This window comes from Lentzea sp. NPDC058450, from assembly GCF_042721395.1.
Classification (GTDB): domain Bacteria; phylum Actinomycetota; class Actinomycetes; order Mycobacteriales; family Pseudonocardiaceae; genus Lentzea.
On sequence record NZ_JBHXLO010000005.1, the window covers coordinates 29,914 to 49,767 of the forward strand.

The following is a 19,854-nucleotide window of genomic DNA, read 5'->3' on the forward strand; positions in this document are numbered from 1 at the left end:
AGTGCTACTTCTTGTCCAGGCCCGCGGCCTGCACCTGCGGCTTGCCCTGCGCCTGCAGGACCTTGTTCAGCAACGTGAAGTCGGCGTACCCGGCGACGTTCGCGGCCTCCTTGGCCACGCCCGCCGTCACGGCGTCCTTCGCGAGCTGCGGGAAGTGCTTGGCCTGCGCGTCGGTGGTCAGCTCGATGTTGTCCCACGCGGCGTCGAGGATCTTGTCGCCGAGCTTCTTGGACGTGAGCTTCTCGAGGTGCGCGTTGGCGGTCTTCTTGGCCTCGTCCTTGTTCGCCTTCGCCCAGTCGATGGCGGCGACGTGACCCTTCAGCACGGCCTCGACGGTCTCCGGGTGCTCCTGCAGGAACTTCGTCCGCACGATGACGACGGTGGTCGGGAACGCCCCGCCCTCCCACAGCGTCTTCTCGTCGAGCAGCACCTTGCCGCCGCCCTCGTTGACGATGCGCGCCGACCACGGCTGCGGCGCCCAGGCCGCCTGGATGTCGCCCTTCTTGAACAGGTCGAGCGACGCGGCGTTCTCCACGTTCTGCACGGTGACCTGGCCGGTCAGGTTCTTCTCCGCCAGGTACTTCTTCAGCGACACGTCCTGCGTGTTTGCGAGCTGCGGCGTGGCGACGACCTTGCCCTTGAGGTCCTCGATCGAGTTGATCTCGGGCTTCACCACGAGCTGCGCGCCACCGGAGGTCGCACCGGCGATCAGCTTCACGGCCTCGCCCTTGGACTTCGCGTAGGCGTTGATCGCCGGGCCGGAGCCGATGTAGGCGATGTCGAGCGACTCGCCCAGCAGGGCGTTGACCTCGTCGGGGCCCGCGTTGAACGTCTGCGTCGTGAGCTTGGTGTTGCCGAGTTCCTTGGCGTACAAGCCCTTCTCGACGCCGATGAGCGCGGCGGCGTGGGTGATGTTCGGGAAGTACCCGAGGCGGACCTCGGCTGCGGCGCCCTTGGACTCGGCGGCGGGAGTGTCACCGGAACCGGCGCGGCTGCAACCGGAGATGGCTGTCAGTGCGATCAGAGCGATGGCAAGGGCGGGCTTGAGGTTCACGGAAGTGTGGCCTTTCAGGGACCGGGGGAGACGAGGGCGTGGTTGTCAGGGGTAGCGGTGCTACCCCCGGTACAGCTCTCCACGCCGTCCTCAAGCAGCGGCAGCGGAGCCCCGACCAGTCCGGCGGCGAGCGTGGAACCGTCACTCGCGTCGATCACCAGGAAGGACCCGGTGCGCCGGCTGAAGCTGTAGTCGTCCAGCGGTACTTCCTCCGCGAGTCGCAACGACACGCGGCCGATCTCGTTGAGCTCCAACGACGGCGGGCTGTCCACACTGGACAGGTTCTGCTCGTCGAAGCGGTCGCGCAGCTCGGTGACCATCGCCTGCACGGTGCGCGTGCCGTGCTTGACGAGGACGCGGGCGCCCGGCCGCAGCGACTTCTCCGCGAGCCAGCACAGCGTGGCCTCGAAGTCGTCGGTGACGGTCGGAGCGTTGCCCGCGGAGGCGATCAGGTCGCCGCGGGAGATGTCGATGTCGTCCGCCAGCAGCAACGTCACGGACTGGCCGGCCGCCGCCTCCGCCAGTTCGCCGTCCGCTGTGTCGATCTTCGTGACCGTCGAGCGACGGCCCGACGGCAGCACGACGATCTCGTCGCCCGGCTTGACCGTGCCCGCCGCGACCAGGCCCGCGTAGCCGCGGTAGTCGAGGTGCTCGGCCGTGCGCGGGCGGATCACGTACTGCACCGGGAAGCGGAACGGCGCGTCGTGCGGGTCGGGCTCGACCGGCACGGTCTCCAGGTGCTCCAGCAACGTCGGGCCGGAGTACCAGGGCGTGTTCGCGGACTTCTCCACGACGTTGTCGCCCGCGAGCGCCGACACCGGGATCTGGACGACCGCGTCCTCGGTGTAGCCCAGCGCCGTGGCGTGCGCGGTGAACTCCTTGGAGATGCGGGAGAACGTCACCTCGTCGAAGTCCACGAGGTCGATCTTGTTGACCGCCAGCACGAGTCGCGGCACGCCCAGCAGCGCGAGCACGGCCGCGTGGCGCCGGGTCTGCTCGATGACGCCCTTGCGCGCGTCGACCAGCAGCACCGCGAGCTGCGCGGTGGACGCGCCGGTGACGGTGTTGCGCGTGTACTGCACGTGACCGGGGGTGTCCGCCAGCACGAACGACCGCTTGGGCGTCGCGAAGTACCGGTACGCCACGTCGATCGTGATGCCCTGCTCGCGTTCCGAACGCAGGCCGTCGACCAGCAACGACAGGTCCGGCGTGGCCAGACCGCGGTCGGCGCTCGCGCGGTGCACGGCGTCCAGGGTGTCCGCTAGGACGGACTTGGTGTCGTAGAGCAACCTGCCGACGAGCGTGGACTTTCCGTCGTCCACGCTGCCTGCGGTAGCCAGCCTCAACAGGTCGCTCATTTAGAAGTAGCCCTCCCGCTTGCGGTCTTCCATCGCGGCCTCGGACAACCGGTCGTCGGCACGCGTGGCGCCGCGCTCGGTGAGTCGGGACGCGGAGACCTCGGCGATCACCGCGTGGATGTCGGCGGCGTCGGACTCGACGGCGCCCGTGCAGGAGCCGTCGCCGACCGTGCGGTAGCGAACCGTCTTGCGCAGCAACGTTTCCCCGTCGCGCGCGGTGCCCCACGGGCCTTCGGCGAGCCACATGCCGTCGCGCAGGAACACGTCCCGCTGGTGCGAGTAGTAGATGTCCGGCAGCTCGATGCCCTCGCGCTCGATGTAGTTCCACACGTCGAGCTCGGTCCAGTTGGACAGCGGGAACACGCGGACGTGCTCACCGGCGCGGTGCCGGCCGTTGTAGAGGTTCCACAGCTCGGGGCGCTGGCGCTTCGGGTCCCACTGGCCGAACGCCGTGCGCAGGCTGAAGATCCGCTCCTTGGCGCGGGCGCGTTCCTCGTCCCGGCGGCCGCCGCCGAAGACCGCGTCGAACTTGTGCTGCGTGATCGAGTCCAGCAGCGGCACGGTCTGCAACGGGTTGCGCGTGCCGTCGGGGCGTTCCTCCAGGCGGCCGTCGTCGATCCAGTCCTGGACCTTCGCGACCTCCAGGCGCAGCCCGTGCTGGGCCACGACGCGGTCGCGGAACTCGATGACCTCGTCGAAGTTGTGCCCGGTGTCGACGTGCAGCAACGGGAACGGCACCGGCGCCGGGTAGAACGCCTTGATCGCGAGGTGCAGCAGCAGCGTCGAGTCCTTGCCGCCGGAGAAGAGGATCACCGGCCGGTCGAACTCGCCCGCGACCTCGCGGAAGATGTGGATCGCCTCGGATTCGAGGCGTCCCAGGGTGTCCAGAGCCAGTGTCATCCGTGCAACCCGCATTCCGTCTTCGACTGCCCCGCCCAACGGCCGCTGCGCGCGTCCTGGCCGGGCAGTGGCTTCGAGGTGCACGGCAGGCAGCCGATCGAGGGATATCCCTCCTGCACCAACAGGTTCTCGAGGATGCCTTTCTCGTGGAGGTAGGCGTTGAACTCGTCGTCGGACCACGGCGCGATCGGGTTGATCTTGACCAGGCCGTTGCGGTCGTCCCACTGCACGATCGGCGTGTTCGCCCGCGTCGGGGCGTCCACGCGCCGCACGCCGGTGACCCACGCGTCGTACTTCGCGAGCTCCCGGCGCAGCGGCACGACCTTGCGCAGGTTGCAGCACGTGGCCGGGTCCGACTGGTACAGCAGGCCGAACTCGCGTTCCTGGTCCTCGACCGACTGCTCGGCGGCGGCGTTGACGATCCGCACGTCCGGGTAGACGACCCCGACGGCGTCGCGCACGCCGATGGTCTCCGGGAAGTGGTAGCCCGTCTCCAGGAACAGCACGTCGAAGTTCGGCTTCACCTTGGCGGCGAGGTCGATCAGCACGGCGTCCTGCATGTTCGAGGCGACGATGTAGTTGTCGCCGAACGTCCGCGCGACCCACTCCAGCGCCTCTTCGGGGCCCGCGTCCTTCAGCTCGAGCTCAGCGGCATCGGCGACGATCTTGAGGTCTTCCTTGAGATCGCTCACTTCTTCACCTCCTGCGGCAGGTTGAGCCCGACGAACGAGACCTTGAAGACGCGGCGGCACCCGGTGCACAGCCACGCGTAGCTGGGTTCCTCCTGCGGCCGGAGGTCCTCGTCACCGCAGTAGGGGCAGTAGAACGGCGTCGCGCGTTCGGTCATCGCAGCGACCCTTCTTCCGCGCGGGCGACCCACTGGGCGAAGCGCTCGTCGGTCTCCCGCTGTGCCACGAAGTTCCGCACGACCCGCTCGACGTACTCGGGCAGCTCGGCCGCCGTCACCTTGTGGCCGCGCAGCTTCCGGCCGAAGCCCGCGTCGAGGCCGAGGCCGCCGCCGAGGTGCACCTGGAAGCCCTCGACCTGGTTGCCCTGCTCGTCCGTGACGATCTGGCCCTTGAGGCCGATGTCCGCGGTCTGGATGCGGGCGCAGGAGTTGGGGCAGCCGTTGATGTGCACGGTGATCGGGGCCGTGACGCCGTCGACGATGTCCTTGAGGTTCGCCTCGAGCTGCGTGACGAGGTCGAGCGCGCGCGCCTTGGTCTCGACGATCGCGAGTTTGCAGAACTCGATGCCGGTGCACGCCATGATGCCGCGCCGCCACGGCGACGGGTCGACCTGCAGGCCCAGCTTGGCGAGGTCGCTCTTGAGCGTGGCGATCTCGGCGTCCGGCACGTCCAGCACGATGATCTTCTGCTGCGGCGTGAAGCGGACGCGGTTGGAGCCCGCCCGTTCGGCGTACTTGGCCACCTCGACCAGGATCGAGCCCGAGACGCGGCCCGCGACGGGCGCGGCGCCGACGTAGTTCAGGCCGTCCTTCTGCTTGTGCACGCCGATGTGGTCGAGCGGCTGGTCCAGCTGCTCGGGCGCCGGGCCGTCGATCATCTTGCGGCCCAGGTACTCGTCCTCGACGACCTGGCGGAACTTCTCCGGGCCCCAGTCGGCGACGAGGAACTTGATGCGGGCGCGGTGCCGCAGGCGGCGGTAGCCGTAGTCGCGGAAGACGGAGATGACCGCCTCCCAGACGTCCGGGATCTCGTCGAGCGGCACCCAGGCGCCCAACCGCTTGCCCAGCATGGGGTTCGTGGACAGGCCGCCGCCGACCCAGAGGTCGAAGCCCGGCCCGTGCTCGGGGTGGTTCACGCCGACGAACGCGATGTCGTGGATCTCGTGCGCGACGTCCTGCAGGCCCGAGATGGCGGTCTTGAACTTGCGCGGCAGGTTCGAGAAGCGCGGGTCGCCGATGTAGCGCTCGAGGATGGTGTCGATGGCCGGCTGGCCGTTGATGATCTCGTCCTCGGAGATGCCCGCGACCGGCGAACCGAGGATGACGCGCGGGCTGTCGCCACACGCCTCCATCGTCGTCAGGTTCACCGCTTCGAGCTTCTGCCAGATCGTGGGGACGTCCTCGACGCGGATCCAGTGGTACTGGATGTTCTGGCGGTCGGTGATGTCCGCGGTGTCGCGCGCGTAGGTCTGCGAGATCTCGCCGAGCACCGTCAGCTGCTCGGTCGTGAGCGCGCCGCCGTCGCTGCGGACGCGCATCATGAAGAACTCGTCGTCCAGCTCCTCCGGCTCGAGCGTGGCCGTGCGGCCGCCGTCGATGCCGGGCTTGCGCTGCGTGTAGAGGCCGTACCACCGGAACCGCCCGCGCAGATCGGCCGGATCGATGGAGTCGAAGCCGCCGTGGGCGTAGATGTTCTCGATGCGGGCGCGGACGTTGAGCGGGTTGTCGTCCTTCTTGCTCCGCTCGTTGGGGTTCAGCGGCTCTCGGTAGCCGAGTGCCCACTGTCCCTCGCCGCGACGCTGCTTGGCGCGCGGTGACGTCTGCGGCGGGACCATCGCCATCCTCCGGGGTTTCGAGGCGCTTCGTGCGCATGCGAGCCCAGAGGTGCTTGTGGTGGGGGCCTCGTCAGCGCACCAAGCGCCGACGGGAACAAATCAGCGCAGGGTTATGCCGAACGACGGCACATCGCGCTGGAGACACGACGGAAGTCGACGTGGCGGCGGGCCACGAGGCGGACTCCAGTCGAATGCATGACCTCAGTGTGCATGCCGTCCAGACCGTGGTCCACCGTCAACCGCATGGTGGGATCCGCGAGGAGAAGTTGACATCTTCTGCCGGTTTCACTCTGTGATAGTTCTGTCACCGACAGACACTTCCCCTGGTCGGACACCGCCGTTCGGGGCGTGTGGGGGACACTTGTGGCATGCCCTCCGCTCTGCCCGAAGGCGAGCCCGCGCCCGCCGACGGTTCGCTGCCCTCTTCCGCGTTGGCCGGTGTCGGTTCGCGCCCCTTCGGCATCTACGTGCACGTGCCGTTCTGCGCGACCCGCTGCGGCTACTGCGACTTCAACACCTACACCCCCGGTGAGCTGGGCACCTCCGCCTCGCCCGAGTCGTGGCTGGAGGGCCTGCGCCGCGAGCTCGACCTCGCCGCCTCGGTGCTGGGTTCCCCGCCGTTGGCCGAAACCGTGTTCGTCGGCGGCGGAACGCCTTCTTTGCTGGGCGCCTCGGGTCTTTCGGACGTGCTGGACGCCGTGCGCTCGTCGTTCGGCCTGGCACCCGGCGCCGAGGTGACGACGGAGTCGAACCCGGAGTCGACGTCGGTCGAGTTCTTCGAGGGGATCCGGTCCGCCGGTTACACCCGCGTGTCGCTGGGCATGCAGTCGGCCGCCCGCCACGTCCTGGCCGTGCTGGACCGCAAGCACACGCCCGGCCGTCCGGGTGAAGCCGCGCGCGAGGCCCGCGCCGCCGGCTTCGACCACGTGAACCTCGACCTCATCTACGGCACGCCGGGAGAACGCCCCTCCGACCTGGCCGCGTCGCTGGACGCCGTGCTGGCCGCTGGCGTCGACCACGTGTCCGCCTACGCGTTGATCGTGGAGGACGGCACGGGCCTGGCCCGCCGCATCCGCCGGGGCGACCTCCCGATGCCGGACGACGACGTGCTCGCCTCGTCCTACGAGATGGTCGACTCGGTGCTGACCGGCGCCGGCTTCTCCTGGTACGAGGTGTCGAACTGGGCGACGTCCGCCGAAGCCCAGTGCCGGCACAACGTCCTGTACTGGAAGGGCGCCGACTGGTGGGGCTTCGGCCCCGGCGCGCACAGCCACGTGGGCGGCGTCCGCTTCTGGAACGTGAAGCACCCGGCCCGCTACTCGTCCCTGCTCGCCGAAGGCAAGTCACCCGCCGCGGGCCGCGAGATGCTGACTCCTGAAGACCAGCGCGTGGAACGAGTCCTGCTGGAGCTGCGGCTGGCCGAGGGCCTGCCTCTCGACGTGCTGGACGCCGAAGGGCGGGACGCGGCCAAGCAGGCGATCGCCGACGGGTTGCTGGAACCGCTCGACGACCGTTGCGTGCTCACCGACCGGGGCCGCCTGCTCGCCGACGCCGTCGTCCGCCGCCTGCTGCCTTAGCGGGCGCGCAGGTCGTGCTGGCTGAACACCTCGACGACCTCCTCGCCGTTCTTCAGGTAGGTCGCGGTGCCCCACCACAACCCGTCCTCCCTGCGCACCTCCTCCCAGACGACGGTCCCCTCCCACCACTGGTCATCGCTGTGGACCAGGCACGGTCTCCCCGGTTCCGGCTCAGGTGGCCGCAGCCACACCACGTTGCCCACGTTTGGACCCTAGCGAGCGGCACCGACAAAAACAGGAGCCTCGATCGAGCGCGACTTCAGAGCGCGCACCAGGCAGGAAAACGGCTGGGTAAACTCGGGGACAGGGGACACGGGAGGTGAACAGCGTTGAACGCCGATGAGCGTCGGTTCGAGGTGCTGCGCGCCATCGTCGCCGACTACGTGTCCAACCAGGAGCCCGTCGGGTCGAAAGCCCTGGTCGAGCGGCACAACCTGGGTGTGTCGAGCGCGACCGTGCGCAACGACATGGCGGCGCTGGAGGACGACGGGTACATCGCCCAGCCGCACACCAGCGCCGGGCGCGTGCCGACGGACAAGGGCTACCGGCTGTTCGTCGACCGGCTGAGCGAGATCAAGCCGCTCTCGCAGGCCGAGAAGCGGGCCATCCGGAGTTTCCTGGACGGCGCGCTCGACCTCGACGACGTGATGCGCCGCAGCGTCCGGCTGCTCGCCCAGCTGACGCGGCAGGTCGCGGTCATCCAGGTGCCCACGCTGTCGCGGGCGGCCGTGCGGCACCTCGAGGTGCTGCCGATCACGCCGTCGCGGCTGATGCTGGTGCTGATCACCGACACCGGGCGCGTCGACCAGCGGATCGTGGAGCTCGGGGACGTCATCAGCGAGGAGCACACGGCGCAGCTGCGCGGCGTGCTGAACACGGCGATGGCGGGACAGCGGCTCGCGGACGCGTCGGCGAAGGTGGCCGAGTTGCCGGACGAGGTTCCGTCGAACCTGCGCGACCCGATGCTGCGAGTCGCTACTGTGCTCATCGAGACGTTGGTGGAGCACCCCGAGGAACGGCTGGTGCTCGGTGGCACCGCGAACCTCACGCGCAACATCACCGACTTCCCGGGCTCGCTGCGCCAGGTGCTCGAGGCGTTGGAGGAGCAGGTCGTCGTGCTCAAGCTGCTCGCCGCCTCCCGCGACCCCGGCCGCGTGCTGGTGCGCATCGGCGAGGAGAACGAGGCCGCGGAGATGCGCAGCACGTCCGTGGTGTCCATCGGCTACGGCAGCCGTGACAACCCGCTCGGGGGCCTCGGCGTCGTGGGACCGACGCGGATGGACTACCCGGGAACCATGGCGGCCGTCCGCGCGGTTGCCAACTACGTCGGTGAGATCCTGACCGGTCGTTGACCAACACGTACTTGCTAGTCGATGAAGATGAAAGCGAACAAGGTGGCCAGGGATTACTACGGCATCCTCGGTGTCTCGCAGACCGCGACACAGGATGAGATCAAGCGCGCCTATCGCAAGCTCGCCAGGCAGCTGCACCCGGACGTCAATCCCAACGAGGAGGCCCGCTTCAAGGAGGTGACGGCCGCCTACGAGGTGTTGTCGAACCCCGAGAAGCGCCGCGTCGTCGACCTGGGAGGCGACCCGCTCGACTCCGGCGGCGGTGGCCGCGCGGGCGGTGACCCGTTCGCCGGCTTCGGCCTCGGCGACATCATGGACGCCTTCTTCGGCGCCTCGTCCGGCGGTGGCCGGGGTCCGCGCAGCCGCGTGCAGCCCGGCTCCGACGCGTTGATCCGGCTCGACATGACGCTGGAGGAGTGCGCGGCGGGCGCCACCCGTGAGCTCACCGTCGACACGGCGATCCTGTGCGACCGCTGCCACGGCGCGGGCACCCAGAACAACTCCAAGCCCGTCCAGTGCGACACCTGCCACGGCCGCGGCGAGGTCCAGTCCGTGCAGCGCTCGTTCCTGGGCCAGGTCGTGACGTCCCGCCCGTGCCCGGTCTGCCGCGGCTACGGCGAGGTCATCCCCGACCCGTGCCAGCAGTGCGCCGGCGACGGCCGCACCCGCTCGCGCCGCACGATCTCCGTGAACATCCCCGCCGGCGTCGCCGAGGGCATGCGCGTGCGGCTCGCGGGCCAGGGAGAGGTCGGCCCCGGCGGCGGCCCCGCCGGCGACCTCTACGTCGAGGTCGAGGAACACCCGCACGAGATCTTCGAACGCGACGGCGCCGACCTGCACTGCATCGTGCAGATCCCGATGACGACGGCGGCCCTGGGCGCCACGTTGCCGTTGAAGACCCTGGACGGCGAGGAAGAGCTCCAGATCGACCCCGGCACCCAGCCCGGCACGCAGCTCGTGATGACGGGCCGCGGCATGCCGAAGCTGCGGTCCACCGGCCGCGTCGACGGCCGCGGCGACCTGCACGTGCACCTCGAGGTCCTCGTGCCCACCAAGCTCGACGCCGCCCAGTCCGCACTGCTGCGCGACCTCGCCGACCTGCGCGGCGAGAGCGAACCGTCGTTGTCGCACAACGGCAAGGGCGGCGGCGGGCTGTTCTCCCGCCTGCGTGCCTCGCGCGGCCACCGGTGACGCTGCCGGTCTTCCTCGTTCCGGCGTTGCCGTCGGGCGAGGAGTTCGTGCTGGACGGCCCGGAAGGCCGGCACGCGGCCACGGTTCGGCGGCTGCGCGTGGGTGAGGAACTCGTGCTGTCCGACGGGTCCGGCGCCCAGGTGCGGTGTGCCGTCGTGGCGGTCGAGCGCGACGCGTTGGCGTTGCGCGTGGTCGAGCGGTGGGTCGAGCCCGAGGCGACCCCGCGTGTCGTGCTGGCCCAGGCGCTGGTGAAGGGCGACCGCGGCGAACTCGCCGTCGAGCTCGCCACCGAGGCCGGCGTCGACGGCGTGGTGCCGTGGCGCGCCTCCCGGTGCATCACCAAGTGGGAGGACGGGCCGCGCGGCGCCAAAGCGTTGGGGCGCTGGCGATCCACCGTCCGCGAGGCGGCGAAGCAGGCACGCCGCTCGCGTGTGCCGTTCGTCGACGAACCCGTGAGCACCACTCAGCTTTCTCATCGCGTGTCGTCGTCGGCGCTCACCCTCGTGTTGCACGAGAGCGCCGAGGAACGACTGGCCGACGTGCCGCTGCCTTCCGCGGGGGACGTGCTGCTCGTGGTGGGTCCCGAAGGCGGAATCGCGCCCGAAGAACTCGACGCGTTGCGATCATCGGGTGCCCGCGTGGTCCGATTGGGTCCAACCGTTTTGCGTGCATCTACCGCCGCGGCCGTTGCTCTTGGTGCCATCGGGGTGCGCACAGCACGCTGGTGACCCCGATCACTGCGCAGATGAACATCGGATGGATTGGCTTGACGGAAGTTGTAGCGAATCCCAGGCCGATGGGGTTACCCTAGTTCGCAGAGGGGCTGATTGGTCTATCCGGAAACGGAGTAGACGATTACGCTCTTCTGACCAAAAGACTCGCCGGACACCTCCCCCCTCGGTCCGGCGTCGGCGCCTCGCGGCGAAGCGACCCCCAGGCTTCGGACCGCGAGGCGCCCCTTTTGGTTTTGGTGGAGGCTGCTCGGCGCTGGCGCGCCTTCGCCGCCTCAACCAAAAGGGTGTCTTTTGGGGGCCGAGCCCCCAAGCCCCCACGCCGGGGGCAAGCCCCCGGACCCCCGGACCCCCGGCCTCCTCGCCTTCGGCTTCGTCGGCCTGTCATGGGTGGCCTCCCGCTCGCCCCTTGTGGCGCTTCCTTGGCGGTGACGAAAAGACAGCGCTGCCTGGCTGAAAGCTCGGGAAACCCCAGGAAGAACACCACCGTGTCCGAGTGACCCATCCTGCCTTGGTCGACGAAACGCCTGCTCGCTTCAAGCGTTCAGCGGAACCGAGTCCGCGTCCCCGCGCGACGGCCAAGCCTGTGTCGGATCAAGCCTGCGGGGTCGCGTCCGCAAGCGTTCCTTCGCTCGGCTGGGTGTTCATCGCCTCTCCGCAAACGTTCGCGGCGCACGGTCTGAACGCTCCGTGTGCACGCTTGTGAACTCACGGTCCAAAGTGAGCGTTGGCTCTTGTTTGGGGTTGTGAACGTTTTCAGGGGCCTTGTGAACGATTACACAAGGTCTTGTGCGTGCTTGCGCAGGGGTACCCCCTTGCTGGGAACCCCTGCGTTTCAACGTACTCGGGGGGTCTGACAAGTTCGGGGCGGCGCCTTTTTCTGTACTTTCTGCGTGTGCAGCGAATTGCTTACGGTGACCACAGCAGTCAGTTCGGTGAGCTTTACGAACCGGACGGAGTTGCTCAGGGTGCTGTTGTCGTCATTCACGGTGGTTTTTGGCATCAGCGTTACGGGCTCGAACTCGGGCGGCCGTTGGCCGAGGTGCTCGTGGCTGATGGGTATCGCGTGTGGAACATCGAGTACCGGCGCGTCGACGGTGGTGGTGGGTGGCCGGAGACGGGCGAGGACGTGCTGGCCGCCATCGACGCCGTTGATCTCGGGCCGGTGGTGACGCTGGGGCACAGTGCCGGCGGGCACCTCGCCGTGTGGGCCGCCAAGCGGAGCCCGCGGGTGGTGGGGGCGGTGGCGCAGGCGGCTGTGCTGGACTTCACCCGGCACATCACGCCTCGGGCGTTGGAGCTGTGCGGCGAGGAGCAGTTCGCGGACGCTTCGCCCGCCGCGTTGGTGCCCATCGGGAAGCCCGTGGTCTGCGTGCACGGGGATCGGGACGAGGACGTGCCGGTGGAGCAGTCGATCGGCTTCTGCGCCGTGGAGCCCCAGGCCGAGCTCGTCGTGGTGGAAGGGGGCGGGCACATGGACATGATCACGCCCGGCACCGAGTCGTGGGAGAGGTGCCGCGCGGCTGTCGTCCGGCTTGCGGGCGGCTGCTAGAAAGGGCCGGTGCCGAAGGTTGTCGACCATGAGGAACGCCGCCGCGAGCTCGCCGAGGCAGTGTGGCGCATCGTGCGGCGGGACGGGATAGACCACGCGTCGGTGCGTGCGGTCGCCGCCGAGTCCGGGTGGTCGAGCGGGTCGTTGCGCCACTACTTCCCCACGCAGGACGCCTTGCTGGGGTTCGCGATGGAGCTGGCCTACCGGCGGTTCGTCGCGCGGTTGGAGAAGATCGACACCTCGGCGGGCAACCGGGAGGTGTTGCGGGCGTTCGCGCACGAGATGTTGGCGCTGGACGAGGACCGGCGCGTCGAGGCCGCGGTGTTGTTGTCGTTCCTGCCGCGGGCGATGGTCGAGCCGTCGTTGCACGAGCTGGAGCGCATCGGCACGCGTGCGCTGTACGACGAGATCGCGCGCGTTCTCGTTGAGGCGCAAGGAGCCGGCGAGCTGCGTGACGGTGTGGTGCCGATGAAGGCCGCGCGCCGGTTCATCGTGCTCGTCGACGGCCTCAACATCCACCACGGGCTCGGGCCCGACGAGCTCACCGCGGCCGACATGGTCGAGGCCGTCGACGAGCAGCTGGACGCGATGTTCGTCTAGCTTGGGGCATGGCCTGTTTGTTCTGCCGGATCGTCGCCGGTGAGATCCCCGCGACGGTCGTGCACGAGACCAAGACGACGCTCGCGTTCCGCGACATCCAGCCCAAGGCGCCCGTGCACGTGCTGCTCATCCCGCGCGAGCACGTGCCGAACGCCGTCGACCTCGACGGCGACCAGCTCGGCGACCTCTTCGCCGCGGCCAGGGAGGTCGCCGAGGGGGAGGGCGTGGCCGAGTCCGGCTACCGGCTGCTGTTCAACACCGGACCGGACAGCGGCCAGGAGGTCTTCCACGCCCATCTGCACTTGTTGGGTGGAGAGCGGCTTTCCCGTCTGTAGACCCCTGTGTGGTGGGCGGCCAAGCGCCCTAACCCAGAGCCTGGAGCAGGGGAGCGCGGTAGCGGGTGCGGTCGCCCGGCAGGGTGTCGGCGCCCCTGACCATCCAGGTCGCCTCACCCCACGACTCCAGGCCGTGCTCGCGCACGAACGCGATCACCTCCGGGTCGTGCACGTCGACGCGCACCCTCGGGACGCCGGCCGCGCAGTCGGCGATGAGCGCGCACGTGTCGGCGGGCGTGTCCGCGATGACCGGGCCGATCAGCATCCGCCCCTCGCGCACCTGCCACGTGCCCGCGACGCCGTGGTCCGAGATCCGGATCGTGCCCATGCCGAGCAGCGACTCCCACAGGTACGGCCGGGTGATGCCGGTGACCTTCGTGTCGAGCGCGACGATCTCGTCGAGGTCGTCGGCCGTGGCGATATGCGATATATCAGCGGCCGAGCCGGTGAACGTGCCCGCGTGGATGTCGGTGAAGCCGACGGCGTGGAAGCCCAGCTGCTCGTAGAGCGGGCGGCCCATCTTCGTTGCGAACAACGTCGACACGCCCGTGTCCGGCACGCCCGTATCCAATACATGGGATACCAGTCGGCGGGCGTGGCCCTGGCGGGCGGCGCGTTCGGCGACGAGCACCATGCTGATGGAGGCGAGCTCCGGGTAGCGCGTCACGATCGTCGTGCCGACGAGGCCGTCGTCGAACAGCCCCCAGCCCTCGCCGTGCGCGATCAGGAACTCCCACTTGCTCTCCTCACGCGGCCACGACCGGCTCTCGGCCAGGTCGGAGCACGCCGGGATGTCGTCCTTCGTCAGCCTGCGCAGTTCCACCATCAAATCCCCCAGAGAGTTCAGCCGAGTGCGTGCGAGGCCGGTGCGAAGTAGCGCGACCGGTCGGTCGGCACGTCCGCGGCGCCGTGCACCATCAGGACGCAGCCACCGGGCCGCTCCTCGAAGCCACTGCCAACCAGATAGTTGGCAACGTCGGCGTTGTCGGTGTCGACCCGGACCTCGCTCCGGCCGGCCGCGATGTCCGCGATCAACGCGCACGCGGCCGTCGCGGACGACGCGATCAGCGGGCCGATCGTGACGCCGGTCGGGTTCGGGCGGGTCGCGACGACGCCGTCGCCGGACATCAGCACGGTGTACGGGCCCGCCGGGTTCACCAGCCGATCCCACAGACCGGGCCTGGTGAAGCCGCTGACCTCGCGGTCGAGGTCGGCGAGCGCCGGCGCGTCGGCCGTGGTCGCCACCCGCGTCACCCCCGCGGCCGGGCCGTCGAACGTGCCGAAGTACGCGACGGTCTGCCCGACAGGGTGAAAGCCGAGCCGTTCGTAGAGCGGCTGACCCATCGCCGTCGCGTACAGCGAGGATGGACTGATATCCAATATGTTGGACATCAGCTGAGTGCCGATGCCCCGGCGTCCCGCCCAGGACGCGACCAGCACGCCGCTGATCGCCTGCATCTCCGGGTACGGCGTCGTCAGGGCCGTCCCGAGCAGGCCGGACGCGTCGAAGGCGCCGTAGCCGGGCCCGAGGGCGAGCATCATCTCCCACTGCTCCGGGGTCCAGGTCCAACCCCGGTCCGTGATCAGCTTCATGCACTCGGGTATGTCGTCGACGACGAGCCTGCGGATCTCCACGATTCGTGAGCACACACGGTGAGCAATCCGGTAGCCACTCATTTTCGGCCGGACTAGCATCGAAGGCACCAGATCCGAGCGACAGGAAGCAGGCCGGGGCCACGTGGCCGAAGAAACACAGCAGAGCAACAAGGAAGGTCAGTCCCGGTTCGCCGTGCCGGAAGGTGCGGTGCTCACGCTGCTCGGGTCGCGCGACGAGAACCTCCGGCTCGCGGAGGAACTGCTCGACGCCGACGTGCACGTGCGCGGGAACGAGATCACCTTGTCCGGCGACCCCGCCGACGTGGCCTTCGCCGAACGCGTCTTCTCCGAGCTCATCACCCTCGCCAGCCGCGGTCAGGCCATCGACCAGAACAGCGTCCGCCGCATCATCGCGATGCTCAGCGCGAACGACGTCGAGTCGCCGGCCGAGGTCCTGAGCCTCGACATCGTGAGCCGCCGAGGCCGCACGATCAGGCCGAAGACGCTGAACCAGAAGCACTACGTCGACGCGATCGACAAGAACACCATCGTGTTCGGCATCGGCCCCGCCGGAACCGGCAAGACCTACCTCGCCATGGCCAAGGCCGTGCAGGCGCTGCAGAACAAGCAGGTCAACCGCATCATCCTCACCCGCCCGGCCGTCGAGGCGGGAGAGCGCCTGGGCTACCTGCCCGGCACGCTCTACGAGAAGATCGACCCGTACCTGCGCCCGCTCTACGACGCGCTGCACGACATGGTCGACCCGGAGTCGATCCCGCGCCTCACGCAGGCGGGCACGATCGAGGTCGCGCCGCTGGCCTACATGCGCGGCCGAACCCTCAACGACGCGTTCATCATCCTCGACGAGGCGCAGAACACGACGCCCGAGCAGATGAAGATGTTCCTCACCCGCCTGGGCTTCGGCTCCAAGGTGGTCGTCACGGGTGACGTCACCCAGGTCGACCTGCCGGGTGGCCAGCGCAGCGGCCTGCGGGTCGTGCGGGACATCCTCGAAGGCGTCGAGGACGTGCACTTCTCGGTGCTGACCAGCCAGGACGTGGTGCGCCACCGCCTGGTCGGGGACATCGTCGACGCGTACGACAAGTGGCAGGTCCAGCAGGACGCGATCGACCAGAACGGGCAGCACCACGGACCCGGTGCACGGCGGGGTAACCAGCGGCGAGGACGATAGGTCCCGTGAGCATCGAGATCGCCAACGAGTCGGGTGTCGGAGTCGACGAGGGTTCCATCGTCTCCGCCGCCCGCTTCGCGCTGGACCGCATGGGCGTGAGCCCGCTGGCCGAGCTGTCCGTGCTGCTGGTCGAGCTGGACGTGATGGCCGACCTGCACGAGCGCTGGATGGACCTGCCGGGCCCGACGGACGTCATGGCCTTCCCCATGGACGAGCTGGACTCCGCGCGCCGTCCCGACGCGGCCGGGCTCGGTCCCGCGCTGCTCGGGGACATCGTGCTGTGCCCCGCGTTCGCGAAGGACCAGGCCAAGAAGGCGGGCCACAGCCTGCTGGACGAGCTGCACCTGCTGACCGTGCACGGTGTGCTGCACCTGCTCGGCTACGACCACGCCGAACCCGCGGAGGAACGTGAGATGTTCACGTTGCAGAACCGCATCCTCGGCGACTTCCGCACCGCGCGGGACGAGGCCGAGCGGGCCGCTCACCAGCGCAGCACCGACGACAAGGTGCTCGGGGCGGTCGGCCTGGACGAGAAGACCGACGAAGCCTGACGTCCTCTAGAGAAAACGGACCATGACCGCGAACCCTGCCAGTGTGATCGTGCTGGCCGTTCTGCTCGTGCTCGCCGCTGGTCTGTTCGCGTGTGTGGATGCCGCTCTCGGCACCGTGTCGCGCGCACGGGTCGAGGCCCTGCAACGGCAGGGACGCTGGGGCACCGGGCAGTTGTTGCAGGTCCTCAACGACCGGCCACGGCACGTCAACCTGTTGCTGCTGCTGCGCCTGGCCTGCGAGATGTCGGCGGCTGTGCTGGTCACGACCGTGTTCCTGGACTACGTGGAGCAGGACTGGCTGGCCGTCCTGTACTCGTGCCTGAGCATGCTCGTCGTGTCGTACGTGCTCGTCGGCGTCGGACCGCGCACGCTCGGCCGTCAGCACCCGTACGCCGTGAGCCTGCTCGCGGCGGGAACGGTGCGGCAGCTCGGCCGCGTGCTGGGACCGCTCAGCAAGCTGCTGATCCTCATCGGTAACGCCATCACCCCTGGTAAGGGCTTCCGCGAGGGTCCGTTCAGCTCCGAGGTCGAGCTGCGCGAGCTCGTCGACATGGCGCAGGAACGCGGCGTCGTCGACGAGGGCGAGCGCGAGATGATCCACTCGGTGTTCGAGCTGGGCGACACGATCACCCGCGAGGTCATGGTGCCGCGCACCGAGATCGTGTGGATCGAGCAGTCGAAGTCGCTGCGGCAGGCGCTCGCGCTGTCGTTGCGCACCGGCTACACCCGCGTGCCGGTGATCGGCGAGAGCGTGGACGACGTGCTCGGCGTGGTGAACCTCAAGGACCTCATGCGGGCCACGCTCGCCGAGGACGAGGACCCGAAGAGCGTCTCCGAGCTGATGCGCCCGATGAGCTTCATCCCGGACTCGAAGCCCATCGCGGACCTGTTGCGCGAGATGCAGGTGTCGCGCCGGCACATGGCGATCGTCGTCGACGAGTACGGCGGCACCGCGGGTCTGCTGACGATCGAGGACATCCTCGAGGAGATCGTCGGTGAGATCACCGACGAGTCCGACACCGACGACCGCCCGCCGGTGGAGCACCTGGAGGACGGCGCGGTGCGGGTCAGCGCGCGCCTGCCGGTCGACGACCTCGACGCGTTGTTCGGCACCGAGCTCGACGACCACGAGGTCGAGACCGTCGGCGGCCTGCTCGCGCAACGGCTCGGCCGCGTGCCGCTGCCGGGCACCGAGGCGGAGATCGCCGGCCTGCGCATGCGGGCCGAGGGCGGCAAGGACGAACGCGGCCGCATCCGGGTCACCACGGTGCTCGTGCGCCCTGTGCAGAAGGAGAGCGAAGAAGATGAGTGACCTGGACCCCGAGGACGCCAAGCTCGTGACGCTCGCACGGTCCGTGCGTGCGCGTAACAACGCTGCGGAGGGTGCGGCCGTGCGTGATCTCGACGGCCGCACGTACAACGCGTCCACGGTCTCGCTGCCGTCGCTGAAGCTGACGGCGTTGCAGGCCGCCGTCGCGATGGCGGTGGCGAGCGGCGCCGAGGGCCTGGAGGCGGCCGCGGTCGTGACCGAGGACTCGCGCGTGGACGGGGAGTCGCTGGCGGCCGTCCGCGACCTCACGCCGTCCGGCCCGGTGCACCTCGCGAACGCCGCGGGCGAGGTGCGCAAGCAGTTCTGAGGGACCTGGAAGAGCCCATTTGCGACGGCCGGGGACAATGGACGGATGGATGGTTACCGCTCCGGGTTCGCGTGCTTCGTCGGCCGCCCGAACGCAGGGAAGTCGACGCTGACGAACGCACTGGTGGGCACCAAGGTCGCCATCACGTCCAGCAAGCCGCAGACCACCCGCCACACGATCCGCGGCATCGTGCACCGCGAGGACGGCCAGCTCGTGCTGGTCGACACACCCGGTCTGCACCGGCCGCGCACGCTGCTCGGCCAGCGCCTCAACGACCTGGTGCGCGAGACGTGGTCGGAGGTCGACGTCGTCGGCTTCTGCGTGCCCGCGGACCAGAAGGTCGGGCCCGGTGACAAGTTCATCGCGGCCGAGCTGGAGAAGGTCGCCAAGCGCACGCCCGTGATCGGCATCGTCACCAAGACGGACCTGGTCTCGCAGCAGCAGGTGATGGAACAGCTGCTCTCGCTGCAGAAGGTCATGGAGTTCGCGGAGATCATCCCGGTCTCCGCGGTCAACGGCTTCCAGGTCGGCGCGCTGGGCGACCTGCTGCTGAAGAAGCTGCCCGAGGGGCCGCAGCTGTTCCCGGACGGCGACCTCACCGACGAGCCGGAGCAGACCCTGGTCGCCGAGCTCATCCGCGAGGCCGCGCTGGAAGGCGTGCGCGACGAGCTGCCGCACTCCATCGCCGTGGTGGTGGAGGAGATGGCGCCGCGTGAGGGCCGGGACGACCTGATCGACATCCACGCGTTCGTGTTCGTGGAGCGGCCGTCGCAGAAGGCGATCATCCTGGGGCACCGGGGCGAGCGGCTCAAGCAGGTCGGCATGGCCGCGCGCAAGCAGATCGAACGCCTGCTGGGCAGCCGCGTGTACCTGGACCTGCACATCAAGATCGCCAAGGACTGGCAGCGCGACCCGAAGCAGCTGCGCCGACTGGGGTTCTAGATGGCGAACCTGTACCGCGACACCGGCATCGTGCTTCGCGTGCAGAAGCTCGGTGAAGCGGACCGGATCATCACCTTCCTGACCCAGAAGCACGGCAAGCTGCGGGCGGTGGCGAAGGGCGTGCGCAAGACGTCGTCGAAGTTCGGCGCACGGCTCGAGCCGTTCTGCCACGTCGACGTGCAGTTCTACCCCGGCCGGACGCTCGACATCATCACGCAGGTGCAGACGCTGGACGCGTTCGGCGTGCAGATCGTGAGCGACTACCAGCGCTACACGGCGGCGTGCGCGATCGCCGAGACCGCGGACCGCCTCGCGGCCGAAGAGGGCGAGCCCGTGCTGCGCCTCTACATGATCGTCGTGGGGGCACTCAGGGCGTTGGCGGCCGCGGAACGTGACCCGTCGTTGTTGTTGGACGCGTTCCTCATGCGTGCGATGGCGTTCGCCGGGTGGGCTCCCGCGGTGAACGAGTGCGCGAAATGCGGTGATCCGGGGCCGCACCGGGCGTTCAGCATCCAGGCGGGCGGCTCCTGTTGCCCTAATTGCCGTCCCGCAGGTGCCTCTTCGCCCTCGCAGGACACGTTGGCGCTGCTCTCGGCGTTGCTGCACGGGCAGTGGCACGTGGTGGACGAGATTCCGCACCTCGCCCGCCGAGATGCGAGTGGCCTGGTCGCGGCACATCTGCAGTGGCACCTCGAACGGCAGCTCCGCTCGTTGCCGTTGGTCGAACGCAAGGCACAGCCGGCGGACGGCTAATGTGGCTCGT

Annotated in this window: 22 protein-coding genes; 13 read left to right on the forward strand and 9 right to left on the reverse strand. The window is 69.1% G+C overall.

The features are described from left to right. Positions 1-4: 4 nt before the first annotated feature. Genes ACFWNN_RS09975 through ACFWNN_RS10000 form a run of 6 tightly spaced genes read right to left on the reverse strand, consistent with a single transcriptional unit; the run spans position 5 to position 5,835 of the window. Complete coding sequence (locus ACFWNN_RS09975; RefSeq protein ID WP_382439528.1) at positions 5-1,054, reverse strand: ABC transporter substrate-binding protein; 1,050 nt, start codon at positions 1,052-1,054, stop codon at positions 5-7. A gap of 14 nt (positions 1,055-1,068) precedes the next feature. Continuing rightward, positions 1,069-2,412, reverse strand: a complete 1,344-nt coding sequence (locus ACFWNN_RS09980; protein ID WP_382439529.1) for a sulfate adenylyltransferase subunit 1 — start codon at positions 2,410-2,412, stop codon at positions 1,069-1,071. After that, a complete protein-coding gene (gene cysD, locus ACFWNN_RS09985; protein WP_382439530.1) occupies positions 2,413-3,312 on the reverse strand; it encodes a sulfate adenylyltransferase subunit CysD in 900 nt (299 codons plus the stop codon). Continuing rightward, positions 3,309-4,004, reverse strand: coding sequence for a phosphoadenylyl-sulfate reductase (locus ACFWNN_RS09990; RefSeq protein WP_382439531.1), 696 nt, complete (start codon positions 4,002-4,004; stop codon positions 3,309-3,311). The genes cysD and ACFWNN_RS09990 overlap by 4 nt, the downstream gene beginning before the upstream one ends. Beyond that, positions 4,001-4,159 carry an Insertion element protein gene (locus ACFWNN_RS09995; RefSeq protein ID WP_090006108.1) on the reverse strand — a complete coding sequence of 53 codons (159 nt, stop codon included), beginning with the start codon at positions 4,157-4,159 and terminating at the stop codon, positions 4,001-4,003. Before ACFWNN_RS09995 ends, ACFWNN_RS09990 begins: the two co-directional genes overlap by 4 nt. Then, positions 4,156-5,835: a nitrite/sulfite reductase gene (locus ACFWNN_RS10000; RefSeq protein WP_382439532.1), complete on the reverse strand. Its 1,680-nt coding sequence runs from the start codon at positions 5,833-5,835 to the stop codon at positions 4,156-4,158. The genes ACFWNN_RS09995 and ACFWNN_RS10000 overlap by 4 nt, the downstream gene beginning before the upstream one ends. Positions 5,836-6,203: 368 nt before the next feature. Here ACFWNN_RS10000 and hemW point away from each other — a divergent pair, with 368 nt between their 5' ends. Next, complete coding sequence (gene hemW / locus ACFWNN_RS10005) at positions 6,204-7,412, forward strand: radical SAM family heme chaperone HemW (protein ID WP_382439533.1); 1,209 nt, start codon at positions 6,204-6,206, stop codon at positions 7,410-7,412. Here hemW and ACFWNN_RS10010 read toward each other — a convergent pair. Beyond that, positions 7,409-7,615: a hypothetical protein gene (locus ACFWNN_RS10010; RefSeq protein ID WP_382439534.1), complete on the reverse strand. Its 207-nt coding sequence runs from the start codon at positions 7,613-7,615 to the stop codon at positions 7,409-7,411. The two genes, hemW and ACFWNN_RS10010, sit on opposite strands and share 4 nt — an antisense overlap. A 126-nt stretch (positions 7,616-7,741) precedes the next feature. Here ACFWNN_RS10010 and hrcA point away from each other — a divergent pair, with 126 nt between their 5' ends. From hrcA to ACFWNN_RS10040, 6 genes are all read left to right on the forward strand, one after another. Next, on the forward strand, positions 7,742-8,764 hold the full coding sequence (hrcA, locus tag ACFWNN_RS10015; protein ID WP_382439535.1) for a heat-inducible transcriptional repressor HrcA: 1,023 nt from the start codon (positions 7,742-7,744) through the stop codon (positions 8,762-8,764). Positions 8,765-8,806: 42 nt separating this feature from the next. Then, entirely contained in the window at positions 8,807-9,955 is a 1,149-nt protein-coding gene (gene dnaJ / locus ACFWNN_RS10020) for a molecular chaperone DnaJ (RefSeq protein ID WP_382439814.1), read from the forward strand. Beyond that, positions 9,952-10,683 (forward strand): 16S rRNA (uracil(1498)-N(3))-methyltransferase, encoded by a 732-nt coding sequence (locus ACFWNN_RS10025; protein ID WP_382439536.1) that lies wholly within the window; start codon positions 9,952-9,954, stop codon positions 10,681-10,683. Before dnaJ ends, ACFWNN_RS10025 begins: the two co-directional genes overlap by 4 nt. 898 nt (positions 10,684-11,581) lie before the next feature. Next, positions 11,582-12,238, forward strand: a complete 657-nt coding sequence (locus tag ACFWNN_RS10030) for an alpha/beta hydrolase (RefSeq protein ID WP_382439537.1) — start codon at positions 11,582-11,584, stop codon at positions 12,236-12,238. A 9-nt stretch (positions 12,239-12,247) separates the two neighbouring features. After that, positions 12,248-12,838, forward strand: coding sequence for a TetR/AcrR family transcriptional regulator (locus ACFWNN_RS10035; RefSeq protein WP_382439538.1), 591 nt, complete (start codon positions 12,248-12,250; stop codon positions 12,836-12,838). Between the two features lie 8 nt (positions 12,839-12,846). Next, positions 12,847-13,173 carry a histidine triad nucleotide-binding protein gene (locus ACFWNN_RS10040; protein WP_382439539.1) on the forward strand — a complete coding sequence of 109 codons (327 nt, stop codon included), beginning with the start codon at positions 12,847-12,849 and terminating at the stop codon, positions 13,171-13,173. A gap of 28 nt (positions 13,174-13,201) precedes the next feature. Here the strand turns inward: ACFWNN_RS10040 and ACFWNN_RS10045 are convergent, their stop codons facing one another. Both ACFWNN_RS10045 and ACFWNN_RS10050 read right to left on the reverse strand, forming a co-directional pair. Next, positions 13,202-13,996: a GNAT family N-acetyltransferase gene (locus ACFWNN_RS10045; protein ID WP_382439540.1), complete on the reverse strand. Its 795-nt coding sequence runs from the start codon at positions 13,994-13,996 to the stop codon at positions 13,202-13,204. Positions 13,997-14,016: 20 nt separating this feature from the next. Beyond that, on the reverse strand, positions 14,017-14,808 hold the full coding sequence (locus tag ACFWNN_RS10050) for a GNAT family N-acetyltransferase (protein ID WP_382439541.1): 792 nt from the start codon (positions 14,806-14,808) through the stop codon (positions 14,017-14,019). Positions 14,809-14,911: 103 nt separating this feature from the next. Between ACFWNN_RS10050 and ACFWNN_RS10055 the strand changes: the two genes are divergently transcribed. The 6 genes from ACFWNN_RS10055 to recO are packed head-to-tail and all read left to right on the forward strand — an operon-like array spanning position 14,912 to position 19,844. Beyond that, on the forward strand, positions 14,912-15,961 hold the full coding sequence (locus ACFWNN_RS10055) for a PhoH family protein (RefSeq protein ID WP_382439542.1): 1,050 nt from the start codon (positions 14,912-14,914) through the stop codon (positions 15,959-15,961). Between the two features lie 5 nt (positions 15,962-15,966). Continuing rightward, positions 15,967-16,512, forward strand: a complete 546-nt coding sequence (gene ybeY, locus ACFWNN_RS10060; RefSeq protein ID WP_285645297.1) for an rRNA maturation RNase YbeY — start codon at positions 15,967-15,969, stop codon at positions 16,510-16,512. A gap of 22 nt (positions 16,513-16,534) precedes the next feature. Further along, positions 16,535-17,824 (forward strand): hemolysin family protein, encoded by a 1,290-nt coding sequence (locus ACFWNN_RS10065; protein ID WP_285645294.1) that lies wholly within the window; start codon positions 16,535-16,537, stop codon positions 17,822-17,824. Next, positions 17,817-18,149: a cytidine deaminase gene (locus ACFWNN_RS10070; protein ID WP_382439543.1), complete on the forward strand. Its 333-nt coding sequence runs from the start codon at positions 17,817-17,819 to the stop codon at positions 18,147-18,149. The genes ACFWNN_RS10065 and ACFWNN_RS10070 overlap by 8 nt, the downstream gene beginning before the upstream one ends. A gap of 45 nt (positions 18,150-18,194) precedes the next feature. Continuing rightward, positions 18,195-19,091: a GTPase Era gene (era, locus tag ACFWNN_RS10075; protein WP_382439544.1), complete on the forward strand. Its 897-nt coding sequence runs from the start codon at positions 18,195-18,197 to the stop codon at positions 19,089-19,091. After that, entirely contained in the window at positions 19,092-19,844 is a 753-nt protein-coding gene (gene recO / locus ACFWNN_RS10080) for a DNA repair protein RecO (RefSeq protein ID WP_382439545.1), read from the forward strand. The last annotated feature ends 10 nt before the right edge of the window (positions 19,845-19,854 follow it).